The organism is Curtobacterium sp. MCPF17_011 (assembly GCF_003234145.1).
In the GTDB taxonomy this organism is placed as follows: domain Bacteria; phylum Actinomycetota; class Actinomycetes; order Actinomycetales; family Microbacteriaceae; genus Curtobacterium.
In genome coordinates this window covers 173,317-191,866 of sequence record NZ_QKSK01000001.1, presented here as the reverse complement: position 1 = coordinate 191,866, position 18,550 = coordinate 173,317, and the positions used below count along the sequence as shown (strand labels likewise).

At 70.9% G+C, this 18,550-nt stretch carries 21 protein-coding genes; 17 read left to right on the top strand and 4 right to left on the bottom strand.

Annotated features, from left to right (window positions below):
* Positions 1-32: 32 nt before the first annotated feature.
* The 9 genes from rpsH (at position 33) to map (ending at position 5,795) form a co-directional block, all read left to right on the top strand.
* Complete coding sequence (rpsH, locus tag DEJ25_RS00920; RefSeq protein WP_110903559.1) at positions 33-431, top strand: 30S ribosomal protein S8; 399 nt, start codon at positions 33-35, stop codon at positions 429-431.
* Between the two features lie 6 nt (positions 432-437).
* Positions 438-974 carry a 50S ribosomal protein L6 gene (rplF, locus tag DEJ25_RS00915; protein ID WP_110903558.1) on the top strand — a complete coding sequence of 179 codons (537 nt, stop codon included), beginning with the start codon at positions 438-440 and terminating at the stop codon, positions 972-974.
* A 2-nt stretch (positions 975-976) separates the two neighbouring features.
* Entirely contained in the window at positions 977-1,354 is a 378-nt protein-coding gene (rplR, locus tag DEJ25_RS00910; protein WP_110824233.1) for a 50S ribosomal protein L18, read from the top strand.
* Positions 1,351-2,223 (top strand): 30S ribosomal protein S5, encoded by an 873-nt coding sequence (gene rpsE, locus DEJ25_RS00905; protein ID WP_110903557.1) that lies wholly within the window; start codon positions 1,351-1,353, stop codon positions 2,221-2,223. The genes rplR and rpsE overlap by 4 nt, the downstream gene beginning before the upstream one ends.
* Positions 2,223-2,408 (top strand): 50S ribosomal protein L30, encoded by a 186-nt coding sequence (gene rpmD, locus DEJ25_RS00900; protein ID WP_022906355.1) that lies wholly within the window; start codon positions 2,223-2,225, stop codon positions 2,406-2,408. The genes rpsE and rpmD overlap by 1 nt, the downstream gene beginning before the upstream one ends.
* Entirely contained in the window at positions 2,405-2,869 is a 465-nt protein-coding gene (gene rplO, locus DEJ25_RS00895) for a 50S ribosomal protein L15 (RefSeq protein WP_110903556.1), read from the top strand. Before rpmD ends, rplO begins: the two co-directional genes overlap by 4 nt.
* Positions 2,870-3,046: 177 nt before the next feature.
* Complete coding sequence (gene secY, locus DEJ25_RS00890) at positions 3,047-4,369, top strand: preprotein translocase subunit SecY (RefSeq protein ID WP_110824231.1); 1,323 nt, start codon at positions 3,047-3,049, stop codon at positions 4,367-4,369.
* Entirely contained in the window at positions 4,366-4,956 is a 591-nt protein-coding gene (locus DEJ25_RS00885; RefSeq protein WP_111043489.1) for an adenylate kinase, read from the top strand. Before secY ends, DEJ25_RS00885 begins: the two co-directional genes overlap by 4 nt.
* Positions 4,957-5,015: 59 nt before the next feature.
* Positions 5,016-5,795 (top strand): type I methionyl aminopeptidase, encoded by a 780-nt coding sequence (map, locus tag DEJ25_RS00880; RefSeq protein WP_375334530.1) that lies wholly within the window; start codon positions 5,016-5,018, stop codon positions 5,793-5,795.
* 195 nt (positions 5,796-5,990) lie between these two features.
* Here the strand turns inward: map and DEJ25_RS00875 are convergent, their stop codons facing one another.
* Entirely contained in the window at positions 5,991-7,265 is a 1,275-nt protein-coding gene (locus DEJ25_RS00875) for an LCP family protein (protein ID WP_111043487.1), read from the bottom strand.
* 331 nt (positions 7,266-7,596) lie between these two features.
* Here DEJ25_RS00875 and infA point away from each other — a divergent pair, with 331 nt between their 5' ends.
* From infA to DEJ25_RS00840, 7 genes are all read left to right on the top strand, one after another.
* Positions 7,597-7,818, top strand: coding sequence for a translation initiation factor IF-1 (gene infA, locus DEJ25_RS00870; RefSeq protein ID WP_017885509.1), 222 nt, complete (start codon positions 7,597-7,599; stop codon positions 7,816-7,818).
* A gap of 70 nt (positions 7,819-7,888) precedes the next feature.
* The gene (gene rpmJ, locus DEJ25_RS00865; protein WP_022903266.1) at positions 7,889-8,005 is read left to right on the top strand and encodes a 50S ribosomal protein L36; all 117 of its coding nucleotides are present in this window, start codon (positions 7,889-7,891) and stop codon (positions 8,003-8,005) included.
* Positions 8,006-8,231: 226 nt separating this feature from the next.
* The gene (gene rpsM, locus DEJ25_RS00860) at positions 8,232-8,606 is read left to right on the top strand and encodes a 30S ribosomal protein S13 (RefSeq protein WP_110903552.1); all 375 of its coding nucleotides are present in this window, start codon (positions 8,232-8,234) and stop codon (positions 8,604-8,606) included.
* A 9-nt stretch (positions 8,607-8,615) separates the two neighbouring features.
* Positions 8,616-9,014: a 30S ribosomal protein S11 gene (gene rpsK, locus DEJ25_RS00855; protein ID WP_110824227.1), complete on the top strand. Its 399-nt coding sequence runs from the start codon at positions 8,616-8,618 to the stop codon at positions 9,012-9,014.
* 188 nt (positions 9,015-9,202) lie between these two features.
* Positions 9,203-10,198 (top strand): DNA-directed RNA polymerase subunit alpha, encoded by a 996-nt coding sequence (locus DEJ25_RS00850; protein WP_110824226.1) that lies wholly within the window; start codon positions 9,203-9,205, stop codon positions 10,196-10,198.
* 64 nt (positions 10,199-10,262) lie between these two features.
* The gene (gene rplQ / locus DEJ25_RS00845) at positions 10,263-10,835 is read left to right on the top strand and encodes a 50S ribosomal protein L17 (RefSeq protein WP_111043486.1); all 573 of its coding nucleotides are present in this window, start codon (positions 10,263-10,265) and stop codon (positions 10,833-10,835) included.
* Between the two features lie 136 nt (positions 10,836-10,971).
* Positions 10,972-12,162 carry an FUSC family protein gene (locus DEJ25_RS00840; protein ID WP_111043485.1) on the top strand — a complete coding sequence of 397 codons (1,191 nt, stop codon included), beginning with the start codon at positions 10,972-10,974 and terminating at the stop codon, positions 12,160-12,162.
* A 5-nt stretch (positions 12,163-12,167) separates the two neighbouring features.
* On the opposite strand, the gene DEJ25_RS00835 is transcribed toward DEJ25_RS00840, so the two are convergent.
* Positions 12,168-13,346, bottom strand: coding sequence for a hypothetical protein (locus tag DEJ25_RS00835; protein ID WP_111043484.1), 1,179 nt, complete (start codon positions 13,344-13,346; stop codon positions 12,168-12,170).
* An 83-nt stretch (positions 13,347-13,429) separates the two neighbouring features.
* On the opposite strand from DEJ25_RS00835, the gene DEJ25_RS00830 reads away from it, so the two are divergent.
* Entirely contained in the window at positions 13,430-16,729 is a 3,300-nt protein-coding gene (locus DEJ25_RS00830; RefSeq protein ID WP_111043483.1) for a BTAD domain-containing putative transcriptional regulator, read from the top strand.
* On the opposite strand, the gene DEJ25_RS00825 is transcribed toward DEJ25_RS00830, so the two are convergent.
* Together DEJ25_RS00825 and DEJ25_RS00820 are read right to left on the bottom strand one after the other, a co-directional pair.
* Entirely contained in the window at positions 16,698-17,543 is an 846-nt protein-coding gene (locus DEJ25_RS00825; RefSeq protein ID WP_111043482.1) for an ABC transporter permease, read from the bottom strand. The two genes, DEJ25_RS00830 and DEJ25_RS00825, sit on opposite strands and share 32 nt — an antisense overlap.
* Positions 17,540-18,541, bottom strand: coding sequence for an ATP-binding cassette domain-containing protein (locus DEJ25_RS00820; protein WP_111043481.1), 1,002 nt, complete (start codon positions 18,539-18,541; stop codon positions 17,540-17,542). The genes DEJ25_RS00825 and DEJ25_RS00820 overlap by 4 nt, the downstream gene beginning before the upstream one ends.
* Positions 18,542-18,550 lie beyond the last annotated feature (9 nt).

Genomic DNA, 18,550 nt, shown 5'->3' with positions numbered 1-18,550 from the left:
GATCGAAACCGGACGAAGAACGGATACGCATCATGACGATGACCGATCCGGTCGCAGACATGCTGACCAGATTGCGGAACGCGAACTCGGCGCACCACGACGCCGTCTCGCTTCCGAGCTCCAAGCTCAAGCAGACCATCGCTGACATCCTCAAGCGCGAGGGTTACATCAGCGAGTGGAAGGTCGAGGACGCCCGCGTCGGGCAGACCCTGACCATCGAACTCAAGTACGGCCCCGATCGCGAGCGCTCGATCGCCGGCATCAAGCGCGTCTCGAAGCCGGGCCTCCGCGTCTACGCGAAGTCGACCGAGCTGCCCCGTGTCCTCGGTGGCCTCGGCGTGGCGATCCTGTCGACCTCCTCGGGGCTCCTGACCGACCGCGAAGCCGAGCAGAAGGGCGTGGGTGGGGAAGTCCTCGCCTACGTTTGGTGATCGATCATGTCTCGTATCGGACGTCTCCCCATCGACATCCCGGCCGGAGCGACCGTCTCGGTCGACGGCCAGAACGTCGCCGTCAAGGGCCCGAAGGGCGAGCTCACGCTCGTCATCGCTGAGCCCATCCAGGCCACTGTCGAGGACAACCAGGTCCTCGTCAGCCGTCCGGACGACGAGCGTTCCTCCCGCGCGCTGCACGGCCTGACCCGGTCGCTCATCGCGAACCAGATCATCGGCGTGACCCAGGGCTACTCCAAGGGCCTCGAGGTCGTCGGTACCGGTTACCGCGTGGCCGCCAAGGGCAGCGACCTCGAGTTCGCGCTCGGGTACTCCCACCCGATCACGGTCAACCCGCCGGCAGGCATCAGCTTCGCCGTCGAGGGCAACAACCGGGTCACCGTGAACGGCATCGACAAGCAGCTCGTCGGTGAGGTCGCGGCCAACATCCGCAAGCTGCGCAAGCCCGAGCCCTACAAGGGCAAGGGTGTCCGCTACGCCGGCGAGATCGTGCGCCGCAAGGCCGGAAAGTCAGGTAAGTGATCATGGCCATCGGAACTCGTACTCGAGGCAAGAGCAAGGCGGCAGCCAAGGCCCGCCGCCACAACCGTCTCCGGAAGAAGATCACCGGGACCGAGACCCGTCCCCGCCTCGCCGTCACCCGTTCGTCACGTCACGTGTTCGTCCAGGTCATCGACGACGCGAAGGGTCACACCCTCGCCAGCGCATCGACGATGGAGGCCGACCTCCGCTCGTTCGACGGCGACAAGACCGCCAAGGCCCGTCGTGTCGGCGAGCTCGTCGCCGAGCGCGCGAAGTCGGCTGGCGTCGAGGCCGTGGTCTTCGACCGCGGTGGTAGCAAGTACGCCGGTCGCGTCGCCGCGATCGCCGACGGTGCCCGTGAAGGAGGGCTGAACCTGTGAGCGACATCGCGAACACCAACGACGACGCCGAGGTCAAGGCCGAGGCCACGACCGACGCCGAGGTCGACACGACCGCTGCGGCGCCGACCGAGGCGGACACCGCCACGGAGAGCACCGACGCTGCCGAGACGACCGACGCAGACGCCAAGGCCCCCGCGGTCAAGGAGCCCGAGGTCCCCGTCGTCGAGCGTCCCGTCGAGACCGCGGCGGGTTCGGCTTCGAACAACCGCGACTCCGTCGACAACCGTGGTCGCCGTGGTGGCGGCAGCGGTGGCGGCCGTGACCGCCAGCAGGGTGGCCGTGGCGGCGACCGCAACGGGCGGGGTGGCGACAGCCAGTTCCTCGAGCGCGTCGTCACCATCAACCGCGTCTCCAAGGTCGTCAAGGGTGGTCGTCGCTTCAGCTTCACCGCGCTCGTCGTCGTCGGTGACGGCAACGGTCTGGTCGGCGTCGGCTACGGCAAGGCCCGCGAGGTCCCGACCGCCATCTCGAAGGGCGTCGAAGAGGCCAAGAAGAACTTCTTCCGCGTCCCCCGCGTCGGCAACACGATCCCGCACCCGGTGCAGGGTGAAGCCGCCGCTGGCGTCGTCCTCCTGCGTCCGGCCGCTGCCGGTACCGGTGTCATCGCCGGTGGTCCGGTCCGCGCCGTGCTCGAGTGCGCCGGCATCCACGACGTCCTGAGCAAGTCGCTCGGCTCGTCGAACACCATCAACATCGTGCACGCCACGGTCGAGGCCCTCAAGCAGCTCGAGGAGCCCCGCGCCGTCGCAGCACGTCGTGGCCTCCCCGTCGACCACGTCGTGCCGGCTCGCCTGCTGCACGCCGAGGCAGCCGCGCGTGCCGCCGCGAACGAGAAGGCAGGTGCCTGATGGCCATGCTGAAGATCACGCAGACGAAGTCCGTCATCAGCGAGAAGCAGTACCAGCGCGACACGCTCCGCAGCCTGGGTCTCAAGCGCATCGGCCGTACGGTCCTGCGTGAGGACAACGCCCAGAACCGCGGGTACGTCGCCACGGTGGCGCACCTCGTGAAGGTCGAGGAGGTCGACGCATGAGCGACGAGAAGAACGAGCGCGTCCAGATCCTGAAGGTGCACCACCTTCGTCCGGCCGCTGGCTCGAAGAAGGACCGCACCCGTGTGGGTCGCGGTGAGGGGTCGAAGGGCAAGACCGCCGGCCGTGGTACCAAGGGTCAGAAGGCCCGGTACCAGGTCAAGGTCGGCTTCGAGGGTGGGCAGATGCCGCTGCACATGCGCACCCCGAAGCTCCGCGGGTTCAAGAACCCGTTCCGCGTCGAGTACCAGCCCGTGAACCTGGACAAGATCGCGGAGCTCTACCCGAACGGTGGCGACGTCACCGTCGCGGACCTGGTCGCCAAGGGCGCCGTCCGCAAGAACGAGAAGGTCAAGGTTCTCGGTCAGGGTGACATCAGCGTGAAGCTCACGGTCACGGTCGACAAGGTCTCGGCATCCGCCGAGGAGAAGATCGTGGCGGCGGGCGGCACCGTCACCAAGTAGTCCCCGTCGGCGGCCCGCGCATTGCGCGCGGGCCGCCGTTACGGTTTCCTTGATGGCAGGCCCGGCAAGACTGCGTCGTTCGACGTGCGTCAACGGGCCACGGGGTCGGCGCTTCCGGCCACGGGCACCTCGCCCGGCTCGACCGGCTCGACCGGTCACAGAAGTTCGGAGTAACTCGTGTTCAGAGCGGTCGCGCGCATCATGCGCACCCCAGATCTTCGCAAGAAGATCGGCTTCACCCTGGCGATCATCGCGCTGTTCCGCCTGGGCTCGTACATCCCCGCACCGTTCGTCGACTACGCCAGCGTCCAGGCCTGCCTGGCGTCCGCGTCGTCCTCCGGCGGCCTCTACGACCTGATCAACCTGTTCTCCGGCGGCGCGCTCCTCAAGCTGTCGGTGTTCGCGCTCGGGATCATGCCGTACATCACGTCGTCGATCATCGTGCAGCTCCTGCGCGTGGTCATCCCGCACTTCGACTCCCTCTACAAGGAGGGTCAGTCGGGTCAGGCCAAGCTGACGCAGTACACGCGCTACCTCACCATCGCGCTGGGCGTGCTGCAGTCCACCACCCTGATCACCGTCGCCCGCTCGGGCGCGCTGTTCGGCACGAGCGCCTCGGCGTCCTGCACGTCGATCATCTCCAACGACAGCTGGTACGCGATCCTGCTCATGGTCATCACCCTGACCGCCGGTACCGGCCTCATCATGTGGATGGGCGAGCTCGTCACCGAGCGCGGCATCGGCAACGGCATGTCGCTGCTCATCTTCACCTCGATCGCCGCGCAGTTCCCGTCCGCCCTGTGGGCGATCGAGCAGTCGCAGTCCTTCGAGCTGTTCCTCTTCGTGATCCTGGTCGGACTGGTGATCATGATGGCCGTCGTGTTCGTCGAGCAGTCGCAACGACGGATCCCGGTGCAGTACGCCAAGCGCATGGTCGGGCGGCGTACGTACGGCGGCAACAACACGTACATCCCGATCAAGGTGAACATGGCCGGCGTCGTGCCCGTCATCTTCGCGTCGTCGCTGCTCTACCTGCCGGCGCTGATCGCGCAGTTCAACCAGCCCTCGGACGGCTCCGCGCCGGCCCCGTGGGTGACCTGGATCCAGAGCAACCTGACCTCGGGTGACAACTGGTTCTACATGGTCCTGTACTTCCTGCTCATCGTCGGCTTCACGTACTTCTACGTCGCGATCACCTTCAACCCCGAAGAGGTCGCCGACAACATGAAGAAGTACGGCGGGTTCATCCCGGGCATCCGTGCCGGACGTCCGACCGCCGAGTACCTCGACTACGTCCTGACCCGGGTGACGTTGCCCGGTGCGCTCTACCTCGGTCTCATCGCACTCATCCCGCTCGCAGCACTGGCGCTGTTCGGGGCGAACCAGAACTTCCCGTTCGGCGGTGCCAGCATCCTGATCATCGTGGGTGTCGGCCTCGAGACGGTGAAGCAGATCGACTCGCAGCTGCAGCAACGTCACTACGAAGGGCTTCTCCGTTGAGCGCACGTCTCGTCATCGTCGGACCTCCCGGAGCCGGGAAGGGCACGCAGGCCGGTCGGATCGCGTCGTCCTTCGGGATCCCCGCGATCTCGACCGGGGACATCTTCCGGAAGAACGTCGCCGAGGGCACGCCCCTCGGTCAGCGTGCGCAGGCGATCATGGACGCGGGCGACTACGTCCCGGACGACCTGACGAACGAGCTGGTCCGCGACCGCCTCGCCGAGTCGGATGCCGCTGACGGGTTCCTCCTCGACGGTTACCCGCGGACGCCGGCCCAGGTCGAGTACCTGGACGGGCTGCTCGCCGAGCAGGGCACCGGGATCGACGCCGTCGTGCAGCTGGTCGCGGACCAGGACGCGCTGGTCGGGCGACTGCTCAACCGTGCGGCCGACCAGGGCCGCGCCGACGACAACGAGCAGACCATCCGCCGCCGTCAGCAGGTGTACCAGGAGCAGACCGCTCCGCTCGTGGCGGTCTACCAGGAGCGTGGGCTGGTCGTGGACGTCGACGGCCTCGGCGCGGTCGACGAGGTCGGCGACCGGATCGCTGCGGCGCTCTCTGCCCGCGGCCTCGCAGCCTCGGTCTGAGCTCCGTGTCGCGTCTCCGGAAGCCATCGATCTACAAGACGCCCGAGGAGCTCCGCGCCATGGTGCGCCCCGGGCTGCTCACGGCGCAGGCGCTCGACGCCGTCCGCGCCGCTGTCCGGCCGGGCGTCACCACGGGTGAGCTCGACGCGATCGCGGAGCGCACCATCCGCGACGGCGGCGGTGTGCCGAACTTCCAGCTGGTCCCCGGCTACCGACACACGCTGTGCGTCTCGGTGAACGACGAAATCGTGCACGGCATCCCGGGGGACCGCACCCTCGAGCCAGGTGGCATCGTCTCGGTCGACGCCGGCGCCGAGGTCGACGGGTGGAACGGCGACAGCGCCTTCACCGTCGTCGTGCCCGGTGGTGACGCCACCACGGCCACGGCGCGTCAGAAGCTCTGCGACACCACCGAACGCGCGCTCTGGCACGGGGTCGCCGCCCTCGCGCACGCGAAGCACCTGCACGAGGTCGGCGCGGCGGTCGAGGACGCCATCGACGAGACCGGTGACTGGGGCATCGTCGAGGACTACACGGGGCACGGCATCGGGCGTTCGATGCACGAGGAACCACCGGTGTTCAACCACCGGGTCCGTGGCGCCGGGCCTGCCGTCAAGCCGGGCCTGGCCGTCGCCATCGAACCGATGGTCACCGCGGGCACGATCGACAGCTCGACCGACGCCGACGAGTGGACCGTGCGGACGCTCGACGGTTCCGACGCCGCCCACTGGGAGCACAGCGTCGCGGTCCATCCCGGTGGCATCTGGGTCCTCACGGCTGCCGACGGTGGTGCCGCCGGCCTCGAGCCGCTCGGCGTGACGCCGGTCCCGGTCCCCTAGCGGACTGCGCCAGGGAGCCGGACGGCCACACGGTCCACGGGGCTGCGGAACGGTTCCCCGACTCCACCCGCGTCGGGGTCGTGCTCCGAGGCGTGCCGACGCACCGGCCCACATGACGGGAGGCCCGTCGCCTGCTGGCGACGGGCCTCCCGTCATGTCGTGGTCGCGCCGCGTCGCGGCCCTGGGGCGTCGGGGTCAGTTCCCCACCGAGCAAGTCTGCTCGGCGGCACTCTGGCCGGTGATGGACGAGGGCAGTGGCGTCGAGGACGGGCTGCTGGTCGTCGTGGTCTCCGGAGCGGGTGTCTCCGGGGCCGGCGTCGCAGCACCGGGCGTCGTCGCGGGGGCCGACGGTGCCGCGGAGGCCGACGGGCTCGCGGTGTCGGACGACTCCCGCGAGGCTCGACCCGTGGAGGAGTCGTTGAGCGTCGTCCGCTCGTCCGTCTGCAGGGCGACGTTGAGGGTGTGGGCGTTCGCCTCGTCGACGACCACGCGGGCAGAGTCCGCCGGATCGTCGACGACGGGGTACTGGACGAACAACATGCTCGACGTGCTCATCCCCCGGAGTGCGGAGGCGAGCCCGACCAGGGTGCGGGTCTGGGCGAGGCCGTCCGAGAGCGTCATGTTCGACAGCGCCGCACCGGCGAGCTTGTAGAGCGTGATCGGGTTCGAGAGCGTGCCGTTCGACGTCACCTGGCGGAGCAGCGCCGACAGGAACACCTGCTGCGAGCTGATCCGCGCCAGGTCGCTGCCGTCGCCGACGCCGTGCCGGGACCGCAGGAAGGCGAGGGCGTCCGAGCCCTGCAGCGAGTGGGCGCCGGCGCTGAGGTGCAGCCCCGTGTACGTGTCGTCGATCGGGGAGGCCACGCAGACGTCGACCCCGCCGAGGGCGTTCGACATCTCGATCACGCCGTCGAAGGTGATGAGTCCGGCGTACGGGACCGTCAGACCGGTGAGGTTCTCGACCGTGTCGACGACGCAGGAGACACCACCGTTCCCGAGGGCCGTGTTGAACTGCGCGGACGACGCGGCCGGGTAGGTGGTGCCGGTCTCCGGGTTGGTGCAGGCCGGGATCGGGACCATGAGGTCGCGGGGGAAGCTGACGGCGGTGAGCTGCTGGTGGTCCTCGGACACGTGGATGAGCATCGTGACGTCGTTCCGGGCGCCCTCGACGTCCTCGTCGGAGTCGAACTGTCCGATGCGGGTGTCGCTGCCGATGAGCAGGATGTTCGCACCGCCCCTGATCGCGGTGACGTCGGCGGTCTTCGCGGTGCTCTGGTCGTCGGTGCTCAGCTGCACGGTCCGCGGTGCGGCGGCGAGCTGCGCTGCGGCGATGGTGGCGACGCTGGTGCCGCTGACCAGCACCACCGCGGCGGCGGCGGCGACGACGGTGAGCAGGGTCGTCCACCCGCGTCGGCGGGGGAGGCGACCGTGTCGCGCGACAGGGCGCGTGCGGCCGGGGGCGTCGGGCACGGGGTTCTCCTTCGGTCACTGCTCCCGTCACCGTACGGCTCCGGGCTCGGTGGCGACGACGGTGTGGCCAGGAGATCCCTGTGGAACAGCGCATCCGCGGACCCGGACGGACGATCCACCCCCTGCACTGGGGTGCTCGGCCCCTGCCGCACGGGTGCTCGCCGCGCGCCGGACCGGGGCCCGACGCGCGCAGCACGGAACCCGCACTTGGCAATCCGCCGACTACCACATAAGATCGATCTTTGGTGTGCCATGCCTTCTGGCGTGGCGCCCGAACCCGCAGACCGGCTCGGGGATCACACCGGTAATCCAACCAAGCGACAGTGAGGCTATGGCCAAGAAAGACGGCGTCATCGAGATCGAAGGCTCGGTGCTCGAAGCTCTGCCCAACGCGATGTTCCGCGTTGAGCTGACCAACGGACACAAGGTCCTCGCGCACATCTCCGGGAAGATGCGCCAGCACTACATCCGCATCCTCCCCGAGGACCGCGTGATCGTGGAGCTGAGCCCGTACGACCTGACCCGCGGCCGGATCGTCTACCGCTACAAGTGATCCGCGAGCTGGAAAGGAACGGCAAGGCGAACCCGCCGAGCACGAAGCCAGCGAGCACGAGGAACGAACAATGAAGGTCAACCCCAGCGTCAAGCCCATCTGCGAGCACTGCCGCGTCATCCGCCGCAAGGGCCGCGTCATGGTGATCTGCAAGAGCAACCCGCGTCACAAGCAGCGCCAGGGTTAGTCCCTGACGGACCAGCGAGAGCTGCTCCGGAACGGACTCCGGTCCGGTTGCACGACCGGGGCCGCCAGTCGAGAGACTGCCAGCGGCTCGAGCACGACCCACAACTGAACATCGACAACGCAGTGTCAGATCCCGTCCGCACCAGCGGGCGGGGGACACCTCGGGTCGGAGGCCCGGGCACCGGCACTGCGCCACACCTCCATCGACAACAGGAGCAGCCAGCACAATGGCACGTCTAGCAGGCGTCGACATCCCGCGCGAGAAGCGCGTGGAGATCGCACTCACCTACATCTACGGGGTCGGCCGTACCCGCGCCGTCCAGACGCTCGCGGAGACCGGCATCTCCGGCGACATCCGCGTCAAGGACCTCACCGACGACCAGCTCGTCGCCCTCCGTGACTTCATCGAGGGCACCTTCAAGGTGGAGGGTGACCTCCGCCGTGAGGTCGCCGCCGACATCCGCCGCAAGGTCGAGATCGGTAGCTACGAGGGTCTCCGCCACCGTCGCGGTCTCCCGGTGCGCGGTCAGCGCACCAAGACGAACGCTCGTACCCGCAAGGGCCCGAAGCGCACCGTGGCAGGCAAGAAGAAGGCTCGATAGGAGATCACGATGGCTACCCCCAAGACCGCCGCGCGCAAGCCGCGCCGCAAGGAGAAGAAGAACGTCGCTGTGGGCCAGGCCCACATCAAGAGCACGTTCAACAACACCATCGTCAGCATCACCGACCCGTCGGGTGCCGTCCTCAGCTGGGCGTCCTCCGGGGCCGTCGGCTTCAAGGGCTCGCGCAAGTCGACGCCGTTCGCGGCGCAGCTCGCCGCCGAGTCGGCTGCCCGCCAGGCAGCGGAGCACGGCGTCAAGAAGGTCGACGTCTTCGTCAAGGGCCCGGGTTCGGGTCGCGAGACGGCGATCCGTTCGCTCCAGGCCGCTGGCCTCGAGGTCGGCTCGATCAACGACGTGACGCCGCAGGCGCACAACGGGTGTCGCCCGCCGAAGCGCCGCCGCGTCTGACGCGAGGAGCAACCGGCCGTTCCCCGCTCGTTCCCTGACCGGGACGAGTGGGGGCGGCCATTCCTGGTCGTTCGATCGCGCACTCCTGTGCGCGTGATCACAACTGAAACAGACCCGTCGGGGCCCGGCCGGCCCCGTCGTACCGCCAAGTGTCATATAGCGGACACTTCGCCGAAAGGAATTCCACAGTGCTCATTGCACAGCGCCCCACCCTGAACGAGGAGTCCATCTCCGAATTCCGCTCGCGCTTCGTCATCGAACCGCTCGAGCCGGGCTTCGGGTACACCCTCGGCAACTCGCTGCGCCGCACGCTCCTCTCGTCCATCCCGGGTGCTGCCGTCACGAGCATCCGCATCGACGGTGTCCTCCACGAGTTCAGCACCGTTCCCGGTGTCAAGGAGGACGTCACCGAGATCATCCTGAACATCAAGAGCCTGGTCGTCTCCAGTGAGCACGACGAGCCGATCACCGCCTACCTGCGCAAGCAGGGCGCCGGTCAGGTCACCGCTGCGGACATCTCCGCGCCGGCCGGTGTCGAGATCCACAACCCGGACCTCGTCATCGCGACCCTGAACGACTCCGCGCGCTTCGAGCTGGAGCTGACGATCGAGCGTGGCCGCGGCTACGTCTCGGCGACCCAGAACCGTTCGGAGTTCAGCGAAGCCGGTCAGATCCCGATCGACTCGATCTACTCGCCCGTGCTCAAGGTCACCTACCGCGTCGAGGCGACGCGTGCGGGTGAGCGTACGGACTTCGACCGTCTGGTCGTCGACGTCGAGTCGAAGCCCGCGATCACGCCGCGCGACGCCATCGCGTCGGCCGGTCGCACGCTCGTCGAGCTGTTCGGGCTCGCCCGCGAGCTCAACACGGCGGCTGAAGGCATCGAGATCGGCCCCGCGCCGGTCGACGCCGTGCTGTCGAACGAGCTGCAGACGCCGATCGAGGACCTCGACCTGTCGGTCCGGAGCTACAACTGCCTGAAGCGCGAGGGCATCAACACGGTGTCCGAGCTCGTCGCTCTCTCGGAGACGCAGCTCATGAACATCCGCAACTTCGGCCAGAAGTCGGTGGACGAGGTCAAGGACAAGCTCACCGAGCTCGGCCTGTCCCTCAAGGACACCGTCCCCGGATTCGATGGTGCCCACTTCTACAGCGGGTACGACGAGGACGAGTCCAGCAACTGACCTCGCGCTGACGCGCACGCGCTCCTGACACGGGGCGCACCACCATCACCACTGGAGAACTGACATGCCGAAGCCCACCAAGGGCCCCCGCCTCGGTGGCGGTCCCGCCCACGAGCGCCTGCTCCTGAGCAACCTCGCCAACGCCCTGTTCACGCACGGCCGCATCACCACGACCGAGACGAAGGCCAAGCGCCTCCGCCCGGTCGCCGAGCGGCTCATCACGTTCGCGAAGCGTGGCGACCTGCACGCTCGTCGTCGTGTGATCGCAGCCCTGCGCGACAAGACCGTCGTGCACACGCTGTTCACGGAGATCGCGCCGCAGGTGGCCGACCGCCAGGGCGGATACACCCGCATCACGAAGCTCGGCTTCCGCAAGGGCGACAACGCGCCGCTCGCCTCGATCGAGCTCGTCCTCGAGCCCGTGTCGAGCACGCCTGCTCCGGTCTCGCGCACGGCTGCTCCGGCCGCCGCAGCGCCGGCCGCGACGGAGTCCGACACCACGGAGGCCCCGGTCGAGGAGACCGAGACCACCGAGGAGTCGACGCCGGTCGCCGAGGAGACCACGACCGACGCTGCCGCTGAGGTCGAGGCCGACGCCGCCGCCAAGTCGGACGACGCCGCGGACACGTCCAAGTAGTCACACCGCACCACACGGGAGGGCCCTCGCAGCGCAGGCTGCGGGGGCCCTCCCGTGTTCGTGCGTGGACCCGCGCGGCCGGGAGGCACGCCCAGCGCCCGCCGCCACGGTGCCGGCCGACGAGACGAGAGCACCCATGCAGTTCCAGCACATCGCCGGGGTCGGCACGCGCGTGTGGCGGTGGAGCCGGAGTTCCGGAACACAGCCGCGCCTGCTGCACGCCGGCAAGGCCGCCGCCGCCGCAGCGCTCGCATGGATGATCGCCCGGCACGTCCCGGGCGTCGCGTCCGACTACCCGTACTACGCCCCGCTCGGTGCGGTGGTCGCCATGCAGACGACGGTGTTCGCCGGCCTCCGCAGCGGCGTGCAGACCCTGGTCGGCATCGCCCTGGGCATCGCCGTCGCCGCCTTCACGATGTGGGTGGGCGACCCGAGAGTCCTGGCGGTCGCCCTCGCGGTCGGCGTCGGTGTGCTCGTCGGTGGGTTCCGGATCCTCGGCGAGGGGAGTTCGTGGGTCTCCACGGCGGCGCTCTTCGTGCTGCTCGTCGGCGGCGCCCACGCCGAGGGGTACTCGCTCGGGTACCTCGTGCAGATGGCGGTCGGTGTGGTCGTCGGCCTGTTGGTGAACTTCCTGGTGTTCCCACCGCTGCGCTTCTGGGACGCCGAACGTCGGATCGACCAGGTGAACAGCGTGCTGGCCGAACACCTCGACGGACTGGCCGACGTGCTCGAGCAGGGGGAGCGGGACGAGCGGGCGTGGGACCGCGCGCAGGACCGCGTGGACCGTGCCATCGCCGACGTGCGGAGCCGGGTGTCGATCGCGCAGGAGAGTCGTCGCATCAACCCCCGCGGAGCGCTCCGGGGATCGCGTGCGCGGTTGCAGCGCGACGGTTCCCGGTTCCGCGCACTCGAGCGGGTCGCCTGGTACACGACGGACCTCACCGAACTCGTCGCCCGGTCAGGCCCGGTGTCGTCGAACCTCGGTCGGCCGGACGAGGCGTTCACCGTGCCGCTCACGACGGCGGTCCGGCAGGTGGCGGCGATGATCCGGGGCGACCACCCGCCGGAGGAGGGCGACCGGGCGATCTCCGAACTCGAGCGGGCGCTCGACGCATCGCGCGAGTACCCGTCGGACGTGGCGGTGACCTCGTCCGCGCTGGTGTCGCTCCGCGGCATCGTCGAGTCCGAGCGCCAGGCGACGCAGGACCTGGACACCGCGACCGGGCCCTCGGACGACACGGACCGGCGACCAATCCGCGAGCGGGTCCGCGACCGGGTCGGGCGACGGCCGCGAACGGGCCGTCCGCAGCGCCCCCGGGAGCGGTAGCCGGCTCAGGCGGCCAGCGAGGCCTCCACCCAGCGGACGATCGCCGAGGTGGTGTCCGGCGCGACCGCGCGCCAGAGCGCGAAGTGCTCCCAGGTGCCGTCTCGCAGGACGTCCACCGAGCAGAGCATGTCGTCGCAGGTGCGCCAGGCGGCGTCGCCGCTCTCGAGTCCGTCGAGGTCGAGTCGGCCGGAACGGTCGACCGTGCCGTTGCCGAGCCGCTGTTCGAGCACCCACCCACCGTCGGGCAGTTCGGAGTACGCGGCACCGGTCAGCGGGTAGCGCCCCGAGCCGTCGTAGCGGAAGACACACACGGCGCCCTCGACCCGGTGCATCGCGAAGTCGCCGAGTTCGGCGGCGGTGTCGGTGGCCACGTCGGACGGCGTCGAGAGGTCGGCGTCGCTGACGTCGTCCACCCGGCTGCTGTCGCACACCGTCAGTCGGCTGCTCGCTGCGGCGTGACCGGTGGACACCGACGCGCCGGCGGAGTCCGCCACGTCCTGCTGCACGTGTCCGAGGAGGGTCCGGAAGGCGGGCAGCACGGCCTCGGGCGTCGCAGCGGCGCTGCCCTGCGCCCGGACGGCCGTGACGTCGACCCAGGCGTCACCGGCCAGGACGCCACCCTGGCACTGCACGCGTGCGGCATCCGTCGCGTCACAGCGGACCTCGGTCGTGGACATGCTCGCGCCCGCGGCGTCGTTCCCGCCCGCAGCCCGGAACTCGGGGGTCGCGTCGGGGAGCACCGACACGTGGACGCCCTGGAACACGGGGTCGTCCCGCCGGGCTTCCGCGACGTCGTCGAACGTGGACACCCCGTTGGTGGCCCAGCAGGACGCGCCACCGGCGGCTTGCGGGAACGCCCACGCGCCCAGGGTGTGCGCCTGCCCGGTGAGCGGGTCCTCGACGGCGACGCCCGGGATGACCGCCTCGACCAGGCCACCCGGCAGCAGCTGCGCACAGCTCGGCCATCCGGCGCTGTCCGGGGTGCGCCCGAAGGAGACCCGCTGGTCGGCACCGTCCTGGTCGGACCCGGCAGCCCCGGTGTCCGGCGTGGAGGTCGTCCCGCTCGCAGCTCCCGACGTCGGACCCGGCGCGGACGACGAGTCGGTGCCGGAGCAGGCCGTCAGACCGAGGACGACCGTGACCGCGACGGCGGCGGTCGTGATACGGCGGAAGCGTGTGGACACATGCTCAGGGTACGGGCGGGCACGACGGCAGCAGAGGCCGTTCCCATCACGATCGCGTGACGAGGCGCGCCTAGACTCCGAGCGTGCCCGAGCTCCGTGTCGCCGTCCTCGGTCCGGTGCTCGCCGAGGACCGGACCGGTGCCCTCGTCCCGGTCCCCGGGACGCTGGCTCGGACGTTCCTCACCGCGCTCGTCCTGGCGCGCGGCCGCGCCGTGACCACGGAGTCCCTCATCGACGACCTGTGGGCCGACGAACCACCCAGGGGCGCCCGCGCGGCCCTGCAGACGCTCGTCTCGCGCCTCCGCCGCGCCACCGCCGACGGGCTCGTCGTCTCCACCCCGTCCGGGTACGTCCTCGGCGTGGACACCGACGCGACCGACCTCGGTGCGGCCGAACGGATGCTCGGCGGCACCCCGGACGCGCCGGTGCTGCGCGCGGCCCTGGACCGCTGGCGCGGCGAGCCCGGAGGGGACCTCGAGGGTTCCGTCGCCGGGGAGCTCGCCGACCGGGCTGGCGCGGTCCGACGGGACCTCCGTCGTCGACTCGCCACGGTCCTCCAGTCCAGTGGCGACCCGGATGCCGCCGCAGCCCTCTGGCGCGACGAGGCCGCGGCCGACCCGTTCGACGAGGCAGCCGTCGCCGGGCTGGTCCGTGCCCTCGCCGGTGCCGGACAGGCAGCCGAGGCGCTCGCCGTCTTCGCCGCGCACCGCGACCGGCTGTCCGACGAACTCGGCGCCGATCCGTCCGCCGACCTGGTGCGACTCAACGCCGAGGTGCTCCGCAGCACCGGTCCCGTCAGCGGCTCGGTCCGGCGGGTCGGGCTGCGGGCCGCGCCGAATGCGCTCATCGGACGGGAGGCCGACCTCGCCACCGTCACGCGCCTCCTGTCCCAGGCGCGGCTGGTGACGATCCTCGGTGCCGGCGGTCTCGGCAAGACGCGACTCGCGCAGGCCGCGGCGACGACGGTCCCGCCCGCCTGCGGTGTCGTCGTGGTCGAGCTCGCGCCGCTCACCACCGGCGAGGACGTGGTCCCCGCGATCGGTGCGCTGCTGGGGATCGCCGAGGTCCGCAGCGCACGGAGCCTGCGGGACGCCGTGGTGGCCGACCTGCGGAGCCGGGTGGTCCGAGCACTCGGCGAGGAACCCACCCTGCTCGTGCTCGACAACTGCGAGCACATCCTCGAACCCGTCGCCGCGTTCACCGCCGACCTGCTCGCGGAGCTGCCCGGACTGCGGGTCCTGACGACCTCGCGCGCGCCGCTCGCGGTCGCCGGCGAGGTCGTCGCGCCGCTGGCGCCGCTGCCGGTGGAAGCCGACGGGGCCGCCGTCCGCCTGTTCACCGACCGGGCACGCGCGGCACGACCGGGTGCGGTGCTGCCGGTCGACGCGGTCCGCCGGATCTGCACGCGGCTCGACGGGTCCCCGCTGGCGATCGAGCTGGCCGCCGCGCGGATCCGGGGGATGAGCGTCGACGAGATCGAACGACGACTCGACGACCGTTTCGCGCTGCTCCGCGGTGGCGACCGGTCGGCCCCGGAACGGCACCGGACCCTGCTCGCCGTCATCGAGTGGAGCTGGCGACTGCTCGACGACGGGGCCCGCGACCTGCTGACCCGACTCACACTCTTCCCGGACGGCCTGTCCGTCGACGCCGTCGAAGCGGTCGCCGCACCGTCCCGGGTGCACGACGCCCTCGACGACCTGGCCGAACTGGTGGAGCAGTCCCTCGTGCAGCTCGTCGAGCAGGAGGGCGAGCCCGTCCGCTACCGCCTGCTCGAGACCGTCCGCGAGTTCGGTGCCGCACGGCTGGAGGAGTCCGGCGCCACCGGGGACGTCCGTGCGGCGATGACCCGCTGGGCCTGCCGGGTCGCGGCCGAGCACGACCTGTTCATCGTGCGGACCACGGACCAGGTCGTGCGCTTCCGGGTGCTCGAACGCGAGGCCGACAACCTCGTCACGATGCTGCGCTGGAACCTGCGCGCCGAGGACGCCGTCGCGGTCGCGCCGCTCTTCTCGGCGCTCGCCGGGTACTGGTCGTTCCGTGGGGCCCACGGCGAGGTCGCGGCGATCGCGTCCGACGTCGTGGCCGTCCTCCGCACCGTCCCACCCGAGCCCGAGCCCGAGCCCGAGCCCGAGCCCGAGCCCGAGCCCGCGACCGGCGTGCGGACGGCCGCCGTCCTCGGCCTCGTCATCGCCTGCGCGACCGCCGCCTTCTCCGACCGCCGCACCTCGGTGCGCGCCCGCGCCGCGCTCCGCCGCCTGCACCGGGCCGGCGTGACCGGCGTCCCGGTGGTCGACGCCCAGGCCGAGCTGCTCCTCACCCTCGGCCGTCGGGCCGCGGGTGAGACCGCCCTGACCCGACTCCGCGAGGACCCGGACACCGGAGTGGCGTGCCTGGCGCACCTGCTCAGCGCGCCGTTGACCGAGAACGACGGTGAGCTCGAACGCGCCCTCGGCTTCTCGACCCGCGCGCGGCTGCTCGCCGAGCAGGCCGGTGACGTCTGGACCTCGGGCACCGCGGCCGTCTCGGTGACGCAGCTCGCCGGGCAACTCGGTCGGTACGAGCAGGCACTCGCCGCGGCGGCCACAGCCCGCGAACGGCTCGAGCAGTTCGGCGCCGAGGACGACCTGGTCGAGGTCGGGTGGAGCGTCGGGTTGAGCGCCGCGGCGACCGGGGACGTCGACCGCGCCCGCTCGTTGGCGGCCGAACTCGCCGCGCTCCCGGCGTCCCCCGGTTCCGGACCGGTCGGTGGCCCGGGTGGCGGCCCCGGCGGGGAGCGGGCGCAGATGACGCTGCTCGCGCACGCGGTCCGGGCCGAGGTCGCACGGACCGAGGGGGACCCCGCACGCGCGGTCGTCGAGTACCGGCGGGCCTGGGACCAGGTGGTGCCGCACCGGCGCGAGGCGAGCCAGTGGGTGATGGTCATCGGTGCGGCGCTCCTGGCCGCGCAGGACGAGGCGGCGCAGGGCCGGTCCGCCGGGGCCGCAGCGGGCCTCCAGGACGCCGGTCGGGAGGCCCGTGCGGACCTCGCCCGGCAGGTCCGGGTGAGCGCCCTGGTCGCGCTCCGCATGCCGTCGCTGTGGAACGACCTGCCGGTCGTCGGGACGGCCGTCCTCGGCGCCACGCTCGAGGCGATCGACCGCGGAGTCGACCCGGCCCTGGTCGCCGCTGCCTGGGCCAGTGCGCTCCGTCTGGGTGCCCGGCAGGACTTCGCGGTCCTCGGTCACGGACGGCTCCGGCCGCTGGTCGTGGCCGCGGTCGGCGAGGCCCTCGTGGAGGACGCCGAGACGGCCTCGGCCGGGATGTCCCGGGCCGAGGCCGTCGCTGCCGCGCGAGCGACGCTCGAAGCGGTCAGGCCTTCCGCATGTAGGCCCGGACGGTGAGCGGGGCGAACACCGCGACGACGACCGCTGCGCCGAGCAGGCTCAACCACAGGTCGCCGCCGACCGTGCCGTGGTTGACCAGGTCGCGGACCGCGGTGATGAGGTGCGAGATCGGGTTCACGTCGGAGAACCAGTGCAGCCAGTCCGGCAGCGTGTCCGCCGGGACGAACGCGTTCGACAGGAACGTCAGCGGGAAGAGCACCAGGTTCGAGATGCCCGACACGCTCGACGCGGTGCGGGCGACGACGCCGAAGTAGGCGAAGACCCAGCTGATCGCCCAGGCCACGACGACGACGAGCAGGCCGGCGACCAGCACCGCGCCGATGCCACCGGCGGGACGCAGCCCCATGATGAACCCGACCGTGAACGTGATCGTGGTGGCGATCGCGTAGCGGACCGTGTCGGCGAGCAGCGCTCCGGCGAGCGGGGCGATACGGGCGATCGGCAGCGACCGGAAGCGGTCGAACACGCCCTTGTCCATGTCCTCACGGAGCTGCACGCCGGTGACGATCGACGACGTGATGTTCGTCTGCACGAGGATGCCCGGGATGATGATCGGCAGGTAGCTGCTGACGTCCCCGGCGATCGCGCCCCCGAAGATGTACGTGAACATCACGGTGAACACGATCGGCATGAGCGTCACGTCGAAGAGCTGCTCCGGCGTCCGTCGGACCTTGACCAGGCCGCGGTACGCCATCGTCAGCGACTGCCGGACGGTCGCGGCCAGGCCGGATCCGCCGACGCCGGGCCGCGGGGCGACCCGCGGGGCACCCGACGGTGCGGCGGCCAGGTCGGGGGTGGTGAGCGTGCTCATGCGTTGCTCCCTTCGAGCGCGCGGGCGGCGGGTGCAGGCGTGCCAGCGCCCGCCCCCTCGCCGGTGATGGTGAGGAAGACCTCGTCGAGCGTCGGCTTCTGCACGCTCATCTCGGCGAGGGAGATGCCGGCGTCCCGGAAGGACACGAGCAGGTCGGTGACACGGTCGGGGTCCGCCATCGGCGCGGTCAGGCGGGAGCCCTCCGGGCTCGCCACCGCCTCGGTCCCGAGCACGCGGAGCACCAGGTCGGACGCCTCGGCCAGTCGTGCCGGCGTCGAGTCGGCCAGCCGGAGCTGCAGCGACGCGGTGCCGACCGAGGCCTTCAACTCGTCGCTCGTGCCCTCGGCCACGACCCGGCCGTGGTCGATCACCGCGATCCGGTCCGCGAGCTGGTCGGCCTCGTCGAGGTACTGCGTCGTCAGCAGCACCGTCGACCCGGTCGCGACGAGCTCCCGGATCGTGTCCCACATCTGCGCCCGGGTCCGGGGATCGAGGCCCGTCGTCGGCTCGTCGAGGAAGATCAGCGGCGGCTGTGCGATGAGGCTCGCAGCCAGGTCCAACCGTCGGCGCATGCCGCCGGAGAACCCGCGGAGCGGTCGTCGTGCGGCCTCGCTCAAGCCGAAGCGCTCGAGCAGCTCCGTCGACTTCCGCTTCGCCTCCGTCCGGGACAGCCCGAGCAGCCGGCCGAAGACGACGAGGTTCTCGGTCGCGCTCAGGGTCTCGTCGACGCTGGCGTACTGGCCGGTCACACCGATGAGCTGCCGCACCACGTGCGGCTCCCGGCGGACGTCGTGGCCGAACACCCGCGCCTCGCCGCCGTCCAGGCGGAGCAGGGTCGCGAGCATGCTGATCGTGGTGGTCTTGCCGGCGCCGTTCGGACCGAGCACGCCGTACACCGTGCCGGCCTCGACCCGCAGGTCGACGCCGTCCACGGCCCGGTTGCTGCCGAACGTCTTCACGAGGCCCGAGGCCTCCACCGCGAGCGGTGTCGTGGTCATCGTCGTGTC